Genomic DNA, 16,365 nt, shown 5'->3' with positions numbered 1-16,365 from the left:
GACTCCGGTGAAATGTTGAATCATTTTCACCGGAGCATTATCAGCATTTAGTGCAGACCGGATACATAAGCGGAAACCGCTTTGATCTCTTCCTCTGTCATCTTAGAGGCAATATCACGCATCATGCCATTAGGATCGTTATGCCGCTCACCATTTGCAAAAGCGTGTAATTGCGCTTCTGTATAGGCACGATATTGAGCAGATAGTTTCGGCCATTTCGCTGCAGGCATACCACTGCCATTTGGGCCATGACAGGCCATGCAGGCTGGCACTCCCGATTCACTGTTGCCACCGCGATAAATCTGCTTACCGAGGTCCAGCAAATCTTCACTTACGGCGCCAGGAGTAGACTCTTTGCTGGCATAATAAGCCGCTAAATCTGCCATATCTTCTTCAGATAACCCGGCAACCATTGGTGCCATAATCGCATTTTCACGCTTGCCGCTTTTGAATTCGACTAACTGTTTATAGATGTAACTGGCATGCTGTCCGGCCAGTTTGGGATACATATCAGAAGGACTGTTCCCATCAACACCATGACAGGCTGCACAAACCGCTGATTTTGCTTTGCCGGCGGAAATGTCACCTGCAGCTAAGACTAGCGGTGAAGCTGTTACTCCAAAACCCAACACCACTGCAAAAATAAATTTTTTCATTGTCGTTCCTGGCTACTAACTTTCGGATACAAAACTTCCGGTATGCTACTCTTATTGGCACTTTTTTGCACCTGGAAAGACTGAAATGTCAGAGCTATACCGCAGCGCGCATTATACTGTCAGCGCGACACAATTGTCCCAACTACCATCCGATTCAGGTTTTGAAGTGGCTTTTGCAGGCCGCTCTAATGCCGGAAAATCCAGTGCAATCAACACTATCACGGGAATAAAAGCACTGGCACGCATCAGTAAGACACCAGGAAGAACGCAAATGATCAATTTTTTTCATCTTGATGATGAAAGAGCGCTGGTTGATCTTCCCGGTTACGGTTATGCCAAAGTCCCGGAAAAAATGAAGCTGAAATGGCAGGCAACACTAAGTAAATATCTTGAAACGCGGCAATCATTACGCGGATTAATGCTGATGATGGATATACGTCACCCGCTAAAAAACTTTGATTTACAAATGCTAGGGTGGGCCAAACAGGCTGAACTGCCGATTCATATCCTGTTAACCAAGTCTGACAAGTTGGGCCGTGGAGCCGGTGGCAACGCTTTACAGCAAGTTCGAAAGGAATTGAAGGAAGCCGGATTAAATGCCTCAGTACAATTATTTTCATCTTTGAATCATCAGGGTCGTGATGAAGCGATACAGGTTCTTGATGAATGGTTTGAGCTTTCAACCCCAGCACAAGATTAGAATTTTCTGCTGAATCAATTTATTACAAAATTTATGCTGCAGGTGATGGCAGATGTCGCCACTCTCTGCTAACGTTTACTTCAATGGGTGCAATGCTACCATAGAATAATTAAGTTCAATGTTGAAGCTGGCGCTTCATGGCATCGTAGCCAAAGCCCGTACCCACATCTGTTTTTTTCCATAACGATTCCCATTCAAGGATTGCCGCTATGACGCCAAGATATACCGCGATAACAACCCCTTTGCCTGAGCTTTATCAGACGTCAAAACTGGGGATGAACACGCTCGCTTTAACCGAAGATTTTAAACGCTATTTCGGAATATATCTCGGTCAGGACAAAGGCTGTGCTTCGGGGCATTACCTGTATTCTGCCATGGCCCACACCCTGCGTGATCGGCTTTTTGAAAGAATGAAAAACACCAAGCACACCTATGCGGATACTCGCTGTAAACAAGCTTATTACCTATCTATGGAATTTTTGATGGGCAGAGCAACTGGCAATGCTGCATTAAATCTGGGTATTGAAGAACCACTGAAAAAAGCCCTGATCAACCTGGGGCTCGAATATGAAGAACTCGCTGAGTTTGAGCATGATGCCGGGTTGGGTAATGGCGGTCTTGGGCGACTGGCCGCCTGTTTTATTGATAGCTGCGCTACTCTGCAGCTACCTGTGACAGGTTATGGTCTGCGTTATGAATACGGCATGTTTCAGCAAAAAATACAAAATGGTCATCAACAGGAAATGCCGGATCATTGGTTAAGGGATGGTAACCCATGGGAGCTTGAACGGCCGGAGTACACTCAGCGGATCAAGTTTGGTGGACATACTGAATTACGCCGCAATGCCAATGGACAAATGGAAATTCAGTGGGTTGATACCAATGATGTTCTGGCCGTTCCCTATGACTTACCAGTTCCCGGTTATCAGAATGGTACGGTGAACCGCTTGCGTTTATGGAAAGCCGCGGCCACAGATGAATTTAATCTGGAAGATTTTAATGCCGGCTCCTACACAGAAGCTGTAGCTGCTAAAAATGAAGCAGAAAATATCAGCATGGTACTGTATCCAAATGATGCCAGTGAAAACGGTAAGGAATTACGACTTCGTCAACAATATTTTCTGGCTTCAGCCAGCCTGCAGGATATTCTGGATTACTGGGTCACTACCCACGGTGAAGATTTTGAAAACTTTGCGGATAAAAATGTGTTTCAACTTAACGATACGCATCCCACCGTTGCCGTTGCTGAATTAATGCGGCTGCTAATGGATGAGCATCAATTAGGCTGGGATAAAGCCTGGAAAATCACCACAAACACTATGGCCTATACCAACCATACATTACTGCCTGAAGCTTTGGAGCGCTGGCCTGCAAATCTTTTCGGACGATTATTGCCACGGATTCTGGAAATAATTTACGAGATTAACGCCCGTTTCTTACGTGAAGTTGCCAATCATTGGCCTGGCGATAAAGAGCGGTTGGCGCGGATGTCAATTATTGAGGAAGGTTCCCAGCAACAGGTTCGTATGGCCCATTTAGCCATTATCGGTAGTTTTTCAGTAAACGGTGTTGCTGCCCTCCACTCGGAGTTACTGAAAAAAGGTCTGTTTGAAGACTTTTATCAATTGTGGCCGGAAAAATTCAACAACAAAACCAATGGTGTGACTCAGCGGCGCTGGATGGCCTGGTGTAACCCTGTGCTAAGCCAATTGATAACAGATACCATAGGTGACAAATGGATTACCCGTCTGAGCGAACTGGAAAATCTTGCCCCACTTGCCCATGACCAGGATTTTCAGAACGCCTGGCATAAAGCCAAATATGAAAATAAAAAACGCCTGGCCGCTTTGGTCGAGAAAGACTGCGGTGTCACTTTTAACCCAGAAGCCATGTTTGATATTCAGGTGAAACGCATCCATGAATACAAGCGCCAGCTGCTTAATGTATTACATGTGATTCATTTGTATGATCAGATCAAACGAGGACAAACGGAAGGTTTGCCCAAACGCTGTGTTTTATTTGGTGGAAAAGCAGCTCCGGGCTATGTGATGGCTAAACAGATCATCAAACTTATTAACAATGTTGCCGATGTCGTAAACAATGATCCTGATATTGGTGACTTGCTGAAAGTGGTGTTTTTTCCGAACTATCAAGTCTCAGTTATGGAAGTCATCTGTCCGGCAGCTGATTTATCTGAACAAATTTCAACTGCCGGTAAAGAAGCATCAGGTACCGGCAATATGAAGTTTATGATGAATGGTGCGATTACCATTGGCACTCTGGATGGCGCTAATATCGAAATTCGCGAAGAAGTGGGCGATGACAACTTTTTCTTATTCGGTCTTTCTGAAGTTGAAGTTGCCGAAAAACGTGGTCACTATAATCCGCAGGCTATTATCGACAATGACGCTGATTTGAAACGTGTAGTGGATTTATTAACCGGTGGACACTTTAATCAGTTTGAGCCTGGCTGTTTTGACAACATCATTCGTGCCTTTACCAGTCCAAATGACCCGTGGATGACAATAGCGGATTTTCGTAGTTATATCGATGCCCAGCACCAAGCGGGTCAGGCCTATCAGGATAAAGAACGGTGGACGGCAATGAGCATTACCAATGCAGCCCGAAGCGGGAAGTTTTCCACTGATCGTACTATGGAAGAATATAATCAGGATATCTGGAAACTGGAAAAAATCGCTCCACATCCTGATAGCTGATTCCAGCTATAAAAAGCCTCTGCCCGTAAAGCAAATACTTACTGGCCGGGGCTTTCTGCTTTTTCGGTGGTTTAAGGCTATTAAAGTCCGTATAATTCGCGCTGTCAGCAATAAGTCAAAGCGCCTGTAGCTCAGTTGGATAGAGTATCGGTTTCCGAAACCGAGGGTCACAGGTTCAATTCCTGTCAGGCGCACCACTTTTCCGACATCGACTTGTTACGAGGGCAGGTTAAGTAATCTCCGAACCTGTTTGGAGGGGCGGCTCCATCTGGCCATATTGATCCAGTTTGTTATATAAAGTTTTAACCGTGATCCCAAGTTGTTTTGCTGCTTGAGTTTTGTTCTGCTTACAAGCATCAAGCGTTGAAAGTATCAAACTTTTTTCTGCATCTTTAATCGATGTCCCTGGCCCAATACCATTGTCTTTTATAGACTGGATACTCGAAAAGTTTGGTAAATCAGCGACGGTAATAAGTTCTTCCGCAAGAATATGAGCCCGCTCAACACAATGTTTAAGTTCTCTGACATTCCCCGGCCAGCTGTATTGAGCAAATATCTCCAAAACCTCATCGGCAAAAACTTTTCCTGATTGGGTCGCTTCATTACGATAGGCAAGAAAATGTTTTGCCAGCTCAATCACATCATTATCACGGTGACGCAATGGCGGAATTTTGATCGGAAAATGCGCTAAACGAAAATATAAATCTTCCCGCAGAAAACCTGCTTCAATCGCTTCGTCGGGCTCCCTGTTCGTTGCGGCGATGATTCTTACTTTGGATTGCCGAACAACGTCACTGCCCACTCGTCTGAATTCTCCGCTTTCCAGCACTCTGAGCAATTTGCTTTGCAATGCAAGGGGCATTTCGGTGATTTCATCCAGCAATAATGTTCCATTACCACCCTGCTCAAAAAAACCGATATGCTGGTTTACCGCGCCAGTGAACGCGCCTTTTTCATGGCCAAATAATTCACTTTCAACCAAATCAGCAGCCAGGGCAGCACAATTAACTGAAACCATTGGTTCGTTGGCCCGTTCACTCTGTTCGTGAATAGTTCTTGCTGCGACCTCTTTTCCACAACCGCTTTCACCTATCAAAAAAACATTGGCATCCGTTTGACTGACACGACGTATCAAGCGATACAGCTTATGCATTACTGCTGATGACCCCAGTAATGAACCATATTGATCGAGAGTGGAAGTGAGTGTGGCAGTATGACGGTTTCGTTTAAGTTGTTTAAATTCTTCAGCAAATTCTTTAGCGATTTCTATGAGCGGAGTAAAGTCGCTCATCTGTCGAAAATGATAGGCTACCCCCTGACTCATCATAAGATCCAGCCATTTATTGGGAAGGCCGTCACTTAATAAAATCCAGTCAGCGGTGCTTAATAATGGATGTGCCTTGAATAATTTATATTCACTCCCAGTTACTTGCTGGGGGGCAAAGATTACCAGGTCAGCTTCATAACTTTGCTCAGTCAAATCTGCAACCTGAATCAGGCTAAAGTTACACGCAGAGAGCTGATTGCTCAGTTTCGCCGAGAGCTCGTCATCCGGTGAGATTAATAATAATTTTGGCATAAGACTCGTTATCAATTAAATGTTGATTTTGAGTCTAACATGGTCAATTTACAGGTTTCTTAACATAGATAAAGAGGCTGAAACAATTGTTCCAGCCTCTTTAAATTCAATGAGTGAAATTCGGGCTAACTTACCCGCCGATGTTGTCGCCGATCATTTTTTAGTCTTTGCAAACGATCCTGGCTCAACTGTATATTAGCCAAATGACCAGCTAAGTACGAGGACATCCGACGGTCGTTCATTCTTCTTACATAGATTTTCAAAATCTCTAATGAACGCCTTTCTATTGTTTCAAGGTCAGCAAGACATTCCTTATCAATTGCAGGGTTACACATTCCATATGTAATTTTATAAATCGCCCGCATTGTTAACGCTAACTCGGTATTACAGGGCTGAATATTTTTCAGCCCTGAAAAACGTTTATTTATATCATTAACAATGTCTGCCCTTACAAGGGCCATTTCACGAAACAGCATTCTTACCTCACTACTGATCGCTTTCCTTGCGATCATATTGTAGAAGCTGTCTCCATCTACACAGATACTTCTCAACTCATGTATAAGTTGTTGATCTCTGTTATTTAACATCTGACATTCAGTTTGTTACAACCAGTTCATCTTTGACCTCGACAACTTTGTCGTAGCCTTTTGCCATTTCGATAGCCAAATCCCTTTCGGTCTCATTCTTCACATTGCCTTTCAATGTGACAACCCCATTATCAGTTGAAACATTAATGGATGTAGCTTCGAGCTTATCATGAGCTGCAAGCTCCATTTTAAGACCGGCAGTAACCGTCATATCATGCCAAGCACGGCTAAATGATTTGTTATCGTTATCTTTGGCTTCGTCATGGCGGTAATCCGGATCAATCGTTAAATTATTTTTAACGTCGGTAATTCCTTCTACATTCCGAGCGATTTCACCTGCCAGATCTTTTTGGGTTTCGTTATTAACCTCCCCGGTTAATACGGCAACACCATTGTCAATGTCGGTATCAATTTTAAAATTATTTAATTCCGTGTTGAGCAATAATGATGTTTCCAATTTTCCATCCAACCAGGCATCATTCGCTTCACCTTGCCAATCATTAGCAAATGCCGGGGTACTGATTAATGTCGCTGCAGTCAAAATTGCTAAACCATTCATTTTAAATTTCATTATTTATCTCCTTATCGATTTAATTGTCACTTATGAAATGTTGCTATAACCATGCCAGCCTTTTATACATATAAATATCAATAAGTTAGACAGATACTCAGCAACAAAAAAGAGGGCGTCATGAATAATTTACAAACCCTATCGGGAAAATATTCATGTTTAACCACCGTTTTAAAATAAAAAGGCGTCTTAACGACGCCTTTTGATCGATACCCGAAAAAAATAATATTCAGGCTTAATTGACTAATGACTATTTATTAAGGGCTTCGACCTCTTTTTCTGCCTGATCTTTTGCCAGTCCATACCGCTCCTGTAATAAGCCTGCAAGTTGCTGAGCATTCCCTTTAGTTTGTTCAATTTCATCGTCCGTTAATTTACCCCAGCTTTCTCTGAATTTACCTTTGAATTGTATCCACTTACCTTCGGTAATATCTTTATTCATGACAATCTCCTCTTCGCTTAATTAATGGAAAGTCTGGCATTAAATTCATATCCAGACGTCCGTCTCTCTGAACACAGAAAACAAACATTCTGTATCTCAAGACTCGGAAAAACTCCTGGATGAAACCGTTTTCAACAAGGAGTTATAACCTGCACAGCGTGTTACAGAATTCATGCCATTCCGATAAGCAGTTGATCCTTATGGTTTATACAGAATCACATTGGAAATAAAACCTTAAAAATCAGAAGAAATAACATAGTGAAATGTAAATATTTCAGATACAAACCAGGACTCAATCAAAAACAACAGACACAAAAAAGGCCCGTTTAAGGGCCTTTTTCGTAACAACTAAAACGGGTTGTTATTGTGTGTTAACAATGAAGTCAACACGACGGTTAAGGGCGCGACCAGCATCAGTCGAGTTATTTGCTATAGGTGAAGTCTCACCCATACCAACTGGAATCAGGTTGTTACCGTTAACACCTTTAGATACCAGATATTCAACTACAGATTCCGAACGACGTTGAGACAGTTTCAAGTTGTACTCTTCTGAACCGATACTGTCAGTATGACCCTCTACACGCACTTCAACCACTTCATCAGTGTTGAGTAAAGCAGTGACCGCGTCATCCAGAATGGTTTGCGCTTCTGGTGTCAGAGTCGCTTTATCAAATTCAAAGTTCACACCCGTCAGAGATAAAATGGTTTGACCAGCAATTGGGCAGCCATCTTCATCAACGATTACACCTTCAGGAGTGTTAGGGCACAGATCTTTGTAATCCGCTACGCCATCTCTATCAGAATCAATCGGGCAACCAACGTTATCAACAGTTACACCCGCTGGAGTGTTGGCACACATATCGATACCATCAACGACACCATCGTTGTCTGAATCCATTGCGCAGCCATTGGCATCAAGTAAAGCACCAGGGACTGGCTCATGTTCACACATGGTTTTTTCTGTTACTTCTTCTGCTTGCGCTTCATCGGTAGGGCAAAGTAATAATGCCAGCATTGCACCAACCGCAGCGCCACCCACTGCACCAGAACCGCCACTCGCTGCAGCACCAACGGCTGCGCCACCAACAGCACCACCAAGCGCCGAACATAAGGTGTAATTGTCGTAAGCACGTTGATTTGGGCCTGCACAACCAGCCAGCAAACCAATCGTCAGCAATGCTGCCGTTAATTTAACTGTAATATTCATAGTTTAAGTTCCTTTAGATTTATTGCTTATTAGTAGGTAATCGTTTGCTGATATCCTGACTGACACGGCCGTTACTCCATGTGTCAGACTCAAACATCATAATAATACGATTTACGTTTGAAGTGTAACATATTAAAAAAAAGACATATTTGCCTTTTTTTGTAACTCCCTAAAAACCTAAAAACGTGTGCCCATTGTTTCATTTTCCATTTCAAGGGATAAAGCTTGGGCACCGGCTTCGGCCGGGAGTTCACCGGTCTCTGAACCTAACTTTATCATCAACCTTACTTCATTGCTTGAATCAGCATTTCGCAACGCATCTTCGTATGAAATCTCGCCAGCTCTGTACAAATCATACAAGGACTGATCAAAAGTTTGCATCCCCAGTTCACGGGAACGTTTCATAACATCCTTGATTTCAGATACCTTCCCCTTCTCGATCAGATCACCGATTAGTGGCGTATTTAGAAGCACTTCAACAGCCACCGCCCGCCCGGCGCCATCTTTTTTGGGGATGAGTCGTTGGGCAACAATGGCTTTCAGGTTTAAAGATAAATCCAAAAACAATTGTTGGTGACGGTCTTCCGGGAAAAAGTTAATCACCCGCTCCATCGCCTGATTGGCATTATTGGCGTGGAGGGTGGATAAACATAAGTGACCGGTTTCAGCAAATGAAATGCCGTAGTCCATGGTATCCCGACTCCGGATTTCACCGATCATAATGACATCCGGGGCTTGCCGCAAAGAGTTTTTCAAGGCGATTTCGTATGAATCCGTATCCACTCCAACTTCACGCTGTGTCACAACACATCCTGCATGTTTATGATCAAACTCGATAGGATCCTCAATGGTTAAAATATGCCCGGTGCTGTTCTGATTGCGATAGCCAATCATCGCCGCCAGCGTGGTTGATTTACCACTGCCTGTAGCGCCAACAAACATCACCAGTCCGCGCTTGGTCATTGCCAGTTCTTTGATGATTTCAGGAACATGCAACTCTTCGATGGTAGGGATCTCACCTTTGACCAGTCGCAAAACCATGGCAATACGGCTACGCTGATAAAGTGCACTGACCCGGAAGCGACCAGCACCTTTGGTATCGATGGCATAATTACATTCCTTATCCCGCTCGAAAGTCCTTTTCTGTTCATCGTTCATGGTACTCAATACCAATTCACGCGCCTCTTCTTCGGATAAAGGCTCCTGTGAAAGTGTTGCCATTCGACCATTTACTTTTAAAGTGGCAGGTCTGCCCGAAGTGATAAAAATATCAGAGGCTTCGTGTTTTACAGCTGCTTTTAATATTGTGACAATTTCCACTTTGATCTCCTAACGGAACAGGTCCTTGTTCACAGCACGAGGCAGTGCTTCATGCTTGGTGATTTGCTGACGACGGACCAAATCCTGTAAACACTGATCCAATGTCTGCATGCCCAAGGCACCACCGGTTTGAATTGACGAATACATCTGCGGCACCTTGTCTTCGCGAATCAGGTTACGAATCGCCGGGGTACCGATCATAATCTCATGTGCAGCAATCCGACCACCACCCACTTTCTTCAGCAAGGTCTGAGAAATAACGGCACGTAATGATTCTGACAGCATCGAACGTACCATGTCTTTTTCTGCGGCGGGGAATACGTCGATAATACGGTCAATAGTTTTTGCCGCTGAGGAAGTATGCAATGTACCAAACACCAGATGACCGGTTTCTGCAGCAGTCAGTGCCAGACGAATGGTTTCCAGATCACGTAACTCCCCCACCAGAATAATATCGGGATCTTCCCGCAAGGCACTGCGTAAGGCTTCACTGAACCCATGCGTATCTCGATGAACTTCACGCTGATTAATCAGACACTTCTTACTGCGGTGAACAAACTCAATCGGATCTTCAATGGTCAGTATATGTTCATTATCTTTATCATTCCGATAATTGATCATCGCAGCCAATGTTGTCGACTTACCTGAACCAGTTGGTCCGGTCACCAGTACAATACCCCGGTGATTATCGGAAATCTGTTTGAAAATTTCAGGGGCCCCCAATTCTTCTAACGTCAGGACCGTTGAAGGGATTGTCCGGAAAACAGCAGCTGCACCACGATTCTGATTAAACACATTGACCCGGAAACGTGCCAGATTGGGAATCTCAAACGAAAAGTCAGCTTCCAGAAACTCTTCAAAATCCTTGCGCTGCCGATCATTCATGATGTCATACACCATGGCATGGACCTCTTTATGCTCCATGGCCGGCAAGTTTATACGTTTGATATCGCCATCAACACGTATCATTGGTGGCTCACCGGAAGAAATGTGCAAATCCGACGCATTGTTTTTTGCACTAAAGGTCAGCAATTCAGTAATATCCATGCACATTCCTTAATTCATAAAGTTACGGCTACCCGTCAACGACAACATAGCGAATACTGCTAAAGGTAGCGTGCTCCAGACAGGCTTGCAACATGACAAACTCAAAAACACGTCTGCAATCTGTGATGAACTTCATCAAATTGGCAGAACAACAGGCGCACAGACATCCAGGCTCAGTAAAATTGCTGGCAGTAAGCAAAACCTGGCCAGCCTCCCGGCTCAGAGAATTAGCCGAAGCCGGACAAACACGTTTTGGTGAGAATTACCTGCAGGAAGCATTGGAAAAGATCGCTGCGTTAGATGATTTAACATTGGAATGGCATTTTATCGGCCCGGTCCAATCCAATAAAACTCGTGAAATTGCTGTCCATTTTGATTGGGTACAGAGCGTAGACCGGTTAAAAATTGCTCAGCGTTTATCGGCTCAGCGGCCACAACATAAAACACCCCTGAATATATGTCTGCAGGTGAATATTGATAACGAACCCAGCAAATCCGGCGTTCAGCCGGAAAAATTACTGGAGCTCGCAGCAGCGGTCAGTCAACTGGATAATCTGTGTTTGCGAGGTTTAATGGTCATTCCTGCTATTGCTGAGACGGAGGAAAAACAGCTGGATACCTTTGGTCGGGCGCAACAGCTATTTTCTGAATTGAAAATCGCACATCCCGAAGCCGACACACTGTCAATGGGAATGTCTGCTGATATGCAGGCTGCAATCACTCAGGGCAGCACGATGGTTCGGATTGGCACCGCTTTGTTTGGCGAGAGACATACACCCGATAAACAATAACCAGTACACTACCCACTTAAACATTTGGCTCAATGGAGATTGATTAGATGATACCTTGTAAGCTCGCCTTTATCGGCGGTGGAAATATGGCGCGCAGCCTGATTGGTGGTTTAATTGCCAATGGCATTTCTGCCGACAATATCCATGTTGCCGATAAACAGCCGGACACACTCGAATCACTTAACAGTCGCTATCCCGTTCAGACATTTACGGACAATCGTCAAGCCATTGAAGGCGCGGACGTTATTATTATTGCGGTGAAACCGCAGCAACTTCAGGATGTAGTAAAGGAACTCAATCCTGACTGGCAACAGCAGCAACTGATGATTTCCATTGCAGCAGGAATTCGCATCAAAGACATCAGCCGCTGGCTTGATAAACCTCATGCCTCCATCGTACGTGCCATGCCAAATACTCCCGCGCTTGTAGAAGCCGGTGCTACGGCTTTATTCGCCAATGAAAATGTCACTCATCAACAACATGAACTGGCTGAATCAATTCTACGTGCCTGCGGTCTAGCTATCTGGCTGCAAGACGAAAAACATATGGATGCTGTCACCGCTTTATCGGGTAGTGGTCCTGCCTACTTTTTTCTTGTTATGGAAGCCATGGAAAAAGCAGCTGTGGAGCTTGGGTTACCGCAGGAAACAGCCAGACTATTATGTTTGGAAACCGCATTTGGGGCCGCTAAAATGGCACTGGAAAGTGGCGAATCTGCCAGCACGTTGCGAAAACAGGTCACCTCGCCCGGCGGCACTACTGAAAGAGCTATTCATGAACTGGAGGATGGTGGTTTGCATGGCCTATTTGAAAATGCGTTAGTGGCAGCGGCATTACGCGCTCGTGAACTGGCAGATGAATTAGGACAAGATCACCATGCCTAACAGTTATTTCTCAAATCCATTGATGTTTCTGATTGAAACACTGTTTCAGTTGTATATGTACATCGTTGCAATACGCTTACTTTTACCGCTAATCAGAACATCGTTTACGCATCCATTAATACAGACCATCATTCGTATTACTGAACCGCTGTGTGCACCACTACGCAGCTTTATGCCCAGCTCACGTAAATTTGATTCCGCTGTTTTACTTTTATTGATCCTGGTTACGCTGATTAAATTGACTTTATTGCTCAGTCTGGCAGGTGCATGGCCGACATTAACCGGATTAATACTGTTCACGGTAGCAGAGTTGTTTTCACTGTTTATCAGCTTATTTACTGTCACGATTATTATCGAAGTTCTGCTCAGCTGGCTGGCCCCTCAAGGCTACAATCCGGTTGCCAGCCTGATCCAGGCGATTAATGCCCCTTTACTGGATCCGGTAAGGCGCAGAATGCCGTTACTGGGTGGCATTGATTTATCGCCGTTAGTCGTCATATTAGGCCTGCAGGTTCTGTCGATGCTGGTGATGCCTTTATTACTCGGCACAGCCTATCCCCAGTATTAATTTTGTTATAGGACACAGTACATTATGTCGGACTCCCTGCCAGCTGACTCAGTTGGATTGGTAACCCCTTCTCACTTGCATATTGATACGCCACTAGCTCTGGATTGTGGTCGAGTGCTGCCGCAATTTGATTTGATTTATGAGACCTATGGCACATTGAATGAAGATAAAAGCAATGCTGTTCTGATTTGTCATGCATTGTCCGGAGATCATCATGCTGCCGGTTTCCATTCTCTGGAAGAACGCAAGCCTGGCTGGTGGGATACGGCAATTGGTCCGGGTAAAGCCATTGATACCAATCATTTTTTTGTAGTTTGCCCGAATAACCTGGGTGGTTGTAAAGGCTCATCCGGCCCCAATACGGTTAATCCACAAACCGGCAAATTGTACGGTCCTGATTTTCCAATAGTGACCGTAGCTGACTGGGTAAAGAGTCAGGCGATTCTGGCAGATTCATTAGGCATTGATAAGTGGGCGGCCGTTGTTGGTGGCAGTCTGGGTGGCATGCAAGCATTGCACTGGGCGATTACCCTGCCTGAACGGGTTGGTCACGCTCTGGTGATCGCCGCCGCACCAAAACTCTCAGCCCAGAATATTGCCTTTAATGAAGTCGCCCGCACCGCAATTAAATCGGATCCTGAATTTCACGAAGGTCGCTATCAGGAATTTAATACTGTTCCCAGACAAGGGCTGGGACTGGCGAGAATGCTGGGGCATATCACCTATCTTTCTGATGAAGCAATGGGCGAGAAATTCGGTCGTGAACTGCGCAGCGGCAAAATTCAATACGGTTACGATGTTGAATTTCAGATAGAAAGTTATTTACGTTATCAAAGCTCCAGTTTCGTCGAGCGGTTTGACGCCAACACCTATCTGTTAATGACCAAAGCGCTGGACTACTTTGATCCGGCCAAGGAATTTAATGACGATCTGAATGAGGCAGTCAAAGCAATTCAGGCCAAGTCGTTGATCATTTCATTTACCAGTGACTGGCGCTTTTCACCATTACGTTCACTGGAAATCGTCGATGCCTTGCTCAGTGCAGGTAAGTCTGTCTGCTATGCGGAAATCGAAGCCACTCAGGGCCATGATGCTTTTTTGATGCCGATACCACGTTATATAGAAATCTTTGCCAGTTATATGCAGCAGGTTGCTAAAGAGGTGAATGGCTAATGGCTTTACGCGTTGATTTACAAATAATCAGTGATTGGATACCAGATAATGCCCATGTTCTGGATTTGGGCTGTGGTAATGGCGCATTATTAAAACATCTGCAACAGCGCCATATCACAGGCTATGGCCTGGAGATAGACAACAGCAAATTTTCTGAATGTATTCAAAGCGGTGTCAATGTGATCCAGGCTGACCTGGATGCAGGTCTCAGCCAGTTCGCTGATCAAAGTTTTGATTTTGTTATTCTGTCACAAACCCTGCAGGCGGTAAAAAGACCGGATTTTTTACTTAGAGAAATTATGCGGGTTGGCAAACAGGGTATTATCGGCTTCCCGAATTTTGGCCATTGGCAATGCCGTTTTCAATTAGGCATGCGCGGTAAGATGCCGGTATCCAAAAACCTGCCGAATGCATGGTTCGATACGCCTAATATCCATTTATGTACTCTGAAAGATTTTGAAAAGCTTTGTGGCCAGTATGGCTTCAGTGTAGTCAACCGCAGTGTGGTTAATCACGAACATAAAGATACCCTTGGCATTCGTTTACTACCCAACCTGTTTGGCCAGATTGCTGTTTATTTGATTCATAACGGAACCCCATGAAAGATTATCAACACGCTTTTATCGAATTTGCGCTGCAAACCGGTGTATTACGTTTTGGCGAATTCACCTTGAAATCAGGGCGGATTAGCCCCTATTTTTTTAACAGTGGTTTATTCAACAGTGGTGCAACACTGGCCCGGCTGGGACGCTTTTACGCTCAGGCGATTAGTGAATCCAGTCTCGACTATGATGTGTTGTTTGGTCCAGCCTACAAAGGCATTCCGTTAGCTTCCACAACAGTCGTCGCATTAGCCGATCAACATGACCGCGATGTACCCTACGTATTTAACCGCAAAGAAAAGAAAGATCATGGTGAAGGTGGTCAGTTGGTGGGGGCTGAACTGCAAGGCAAGGTATTGATTATTGATGATGTCATCTCCGCCGGAACGTCTGTAGGTGAGTCGGTTGAAATCATCCGTGCAGCAGGTGCCGAACCTGCGGGGGTAATCATTGCTCTGGATCGCCAGGAACGTGGGCAAGGTCAGTTATCCGCTATTCAACAGGTCGAACAAACCCATGGTATACCTGTCGTGAGTATTATTTGTCTGAACGACTTACTCAGTTATCTGCAGGACACTCCCGAGTTACAACAACACTTACCTTCCGTAAAAGCTTATCGGGAACAATATGGGGTCTAGGGCTTGATGCTCTTTCATCGCCACCACTACTGGAGGCATTTTTTTCGTCCAATAAGGTGGAAAAATAGCACCAGCCCTATCATCATCTCCTTAAAGTGATGATCAACACCCCCCAGTGCTAAAAAGGCCCCCAAATCAATCTGACCGCAATTAACAACGTAACAACTTCAAAACTGCGTTTTATCCAGCGGTTACCCCAAAGCAGAGCTAAGTGCGATCCGAGGTAGCCGCCCAATAACGAGCCTAACAACAATGCCGGTAGCCAGTCCCAGCGTATTTCGCCCAAAATACCCAGCGTAATGGCACCGGCTCCATTCCAGAACAACCCAACCAGAATAAGCGTATAGGCCACTGCACGCTGGTAATCCATACCAAACCACAATATCAGCCACAAGGTGACAAACAATCCCGTTCCGGACGTCAGCGAACCATTAAGAATACCTAAAAAAAACAACACCAAAGCGCCAATAAGGTAACCACGTCGCTCGCGATGAACCGGCAAATAGGTTTGCCCTAACGCAGGTTTGAATAGAGAATATATACCCAGTGAACCGGTTAATATTCCCAAGGCAATTTCGGCAATTCTGTCTGGCACTAACAAAATCACACTACCGCCAATCACCACACCAGGTAAGCCAGCGATCAATAACAAGATCACAAACTGACGTTCCAGACGGCTGGTAGAAACATAACGCAAAGCTGCCCCCAAACCCAACGCCACGCTGGCCACTTTATGGGTAGCTAAGGCAACGGAAAAACTCAAGCCCAGGAAGATCAGTACCGGAAACTGGATTAATCCTGCACCACCGCCGCTTAATGCCGAAAACGTATTTGCCAGCAAAGAAATGACAAACAGAATAAAATGTTCAACAAGGCTCAAATC

Annotated in this window: 17 protein-coding genes and 1 tRNA gene; 9 read left to right on the top strand and 9 right to left on the bottom strand. The window is 44.8% G+C overall.

The features are described from left to right. Positions 1–47: 47 nt before the first annotated feature. Positions 48–656, bottom strand: a complete 609-nt coding sequence (locus B2337_RS02020; protein ID WP_292362009.1) for a c-type cytochrome — start codon at positions 654–656, stop codon at positions 48–50. Between the two features lie 85 nt (positions 657–741). Between B2337_RS02020 and yihA the strand changes: the two genes are divergently transcribed. From yihA to B2337_RS02005, 3 genes are all read left to right on the top strand, one after another. Beyond that, the gene (gene yihA / locus B2337_RS02015; RefSeq protein WP_292362008.1) at positions 742–1,356 is read left to right on the top strand and encodes a ribosome biogenesis GTP-binding protein YihA/YsxC; all 615 of its coding nucleotides are present in this window, start codon (positions 742–744) and stop codon (positions 1,354–1,356) included. Positions 1,357–1,565: 209 nt separating this feature from the next. Further along, positions 1,566–4,073, top strand: coding sequence for a glycogen/starch/alpha-glucan phosphorylase (locus B2337_RS02010; RefSeq protein ID WP_292414525.1), 2,508 nt, complete (start codon positions 1,566–1,568; stop codon positions 4,071–4,073). A gap of 120 nt (positions 4,074–4,193) precedes the next feature. Continuing rightward, a tRNA-Arg gene (locus B2337_RS02005) sits at positions 4,194–4,270 on the top strand. A 32-nt stretch (positions 4,271–4,302) separates the two neighbouring features. Here B2337_RS02005 and B2337_RS02000 read toward each other — a convergent pair. The 7 genes from B2337_RS02000 to B2337_RS01970 form a co-directional block, all read right to left on the bottom strand. Continuing rightward, positions 4,303–5,652 (bottom strand): sigma-54 interaction domain-containing protein, encoded by a 1,350-nt coding sequence (locus tag B2337_RS02000; protein WP_292414526.1) that lies wholly within the window; start codon positions 5,650–5,652, stop codon positions 4,303–4,305. Positions 5,653–5,777: 125 nt separating this feature from the next. Further along, positions 5,778–6,128, bottom strand: coding sequence for a hypothetical protein (locus B2337_RS01995; protein WP_292414527.1), 351 nt, complete (start codon positions 6,126–6,128; stop codon positions 5,778–5,780). Between the two features lie 118 nt (positions 6,129–6,246). Continuing rightward, positions 6,247–6,810, bottom strand: coding sequence for a BON domain-containing protein (locus B2337_RS01990; protein ID WP_292362004.1), 564 nt, complete (start codon positions 6,808–6,810; stop codon positions 6,247–6,249). Between the two features lie 250 nt (positions 6,811–7,060). Next, positions 7,061–7,252: a CsbD family protein gene (locus B2337_RS01985; RefSeq protein ID WP_292362003.1), complete on the bottom strand. Its 192-nt coding sequence runs from the start codon at positions 7,250–7,252 to the stop codon at positions 7,061–7,063. A gap of 361 nt (positions 7,253–7,613) precedes the next feature. Then, positions 7,614–8,459, bottom strand: a complete 846-nt coding sequence (locus B2337_RS01980) for an OmpA family protein (protein WP_292362002.1) — start codon at positions 8,457–8,459, stop codon at positions 7,614–7,616. A 177-nt stretch (positions 8,460–8,636) separates the two neighbouring features. Next, positions 8,637–9,779, bottom strand: a complete 1,143-nt coding sequence (locus tag B2337_RS01975; RefSeq protein ID WP_292362001.1) for a PilT/PilU family type 4a pilus ATPase — start codon at positions 9,777–9,779, stop codon at positions 8,637–8,639. A gap of 9 nt (positions 9,780–9,788) precedes the next feature. Continuing rightward, the gene (locus tag B2337_RS01970; RefSeq protein ID WP_292362000.1) at positions 9,789–10,826 is read right to left on the bottom strand and encodes a type IV pilus twitching motility protein PilT; all 1,038 of its coding nucleotides are present in this window, start codon (positions 10,824–10,826) and stop codon (positions 9,789–9,791) included. A 92-nt stretch (positions 10,827–10,918) separates the two neighbouring features. Here B2337_RS01970 and B2337_RS01965 point away from each other — a divergent pair, with 92 nt between their 5' ends. Genes B2337_RS01965 through pyrE form a run of 6 tightly spaced genes read left to right on the top strand, consistent with a single transcriptional unit; the run spans position 10,919 to position 15,482 of the window. Then, positions 10,919–11,617 carry a YggS family pyridoxal phosphate-dependent enzyme gene (locus B2337_RS01965; RefSeq protein ID WP_292361999.1) on the top strand — a complete coding sequence of 233 codons (699 nt, stop codon included), beginning with the start codon at positions 10,919–10,921 and terminating at the stop codon, positions 11,615–11,617. Between the two features lie 47 nt (positions 11,618–11,664). After that, positions 11,665–12,501 carry a pyrroline-5-carboxylate reductase gene (proC, locus tag B2337_RS01960; RefSeq protein ID WP_292361998.1) on the top strand — a complete coding sequence of 279 codons (837 nt, stop codon included), beginning with the start codon at positions 11,665–11,667 and terminating at the stop codon, positions 12,499–12,501. Continuing rightward, the gene (locus B2337_RS01955; RefSeq protein WP_292414528.1) at positions 12,494–13,069 is read left to right on the top strand and encodes a YggT family protein; all 576 of its coding nucleotides are present in this window, start codon (positions 12,494–12,496) and stop codon (positions 13,067–13,069) included. Before proC ends, B2337_RS01955 begins: the two co-directional genes overlap by 8 nt. A gap of 24 nt (positions 13,070–13,093) precedes the next feature. Then, positions 13,094–14,242: a homoserine O-succinyltransferase MetX gene (metX, locus tag B2337_RS01950; RefSeq protein WP_292414529.1), complete on the top strand. Its 1,149-nt coding sequence runs from the start codon at positions 13,094–13,096 to the stop codon at positions 14,240–14,242. Further along, positions 14,242–14,844, top strand: coding sequence for a methionine biosynthesis protein MetW (gene metW, locus B2337_RS01945; RefSeq protein WP_292361995.1), 603 nt, complete (start codon positions 14,242–14,244; stop codon positions 14,842–14,844). The genes metX and metW overlap by 1 nt, the downstream gene beginning before the upstream one ends. Further along, entirely contained in the window at positions 14,841–15,482 is a 642-nt protein-coding gene (pyrE, locus tag B2337_RS01940; protein WP_292361994.1) for an orotate phosphoribosyltransferase, read from the top strand. The genes metW and pyrE overlap by 4 nt, the downstream gene beginning before the upstream one ends. Positions 15,483–15,600: 118 nt before the next feature. Here pyrE and B2337_RS01935 read toward each other — a convergent pair whose 3' ends face one another. Next, a complete protein-coding gene (locus tag B2337_RS01935) occupies positions 15,601–16,362 on the bottom strand; it encodes a sulfite exporter TauE/SafE family protein (RefSeq protein ID WP_292414530.1) in 762 nt (253 codons plus the stop codon). Positions 16,363–16,365: the final 3 nt, after the last annotated feature.

The sequence above is a fragment of the Methylophaga sp. UBA3192 genome, assembly GCA_002363955.1.
Classification (GTDB): Bacteria; Pseudomonadota; Gammaproteobacteria; order Nitrosococcales; family Methylophagaceae; genus Methylophaga.
Note: the sequence above shows the minus strand (reverse complement) of the source record. Positions and strands in the feature narration are given on the sequence as shown.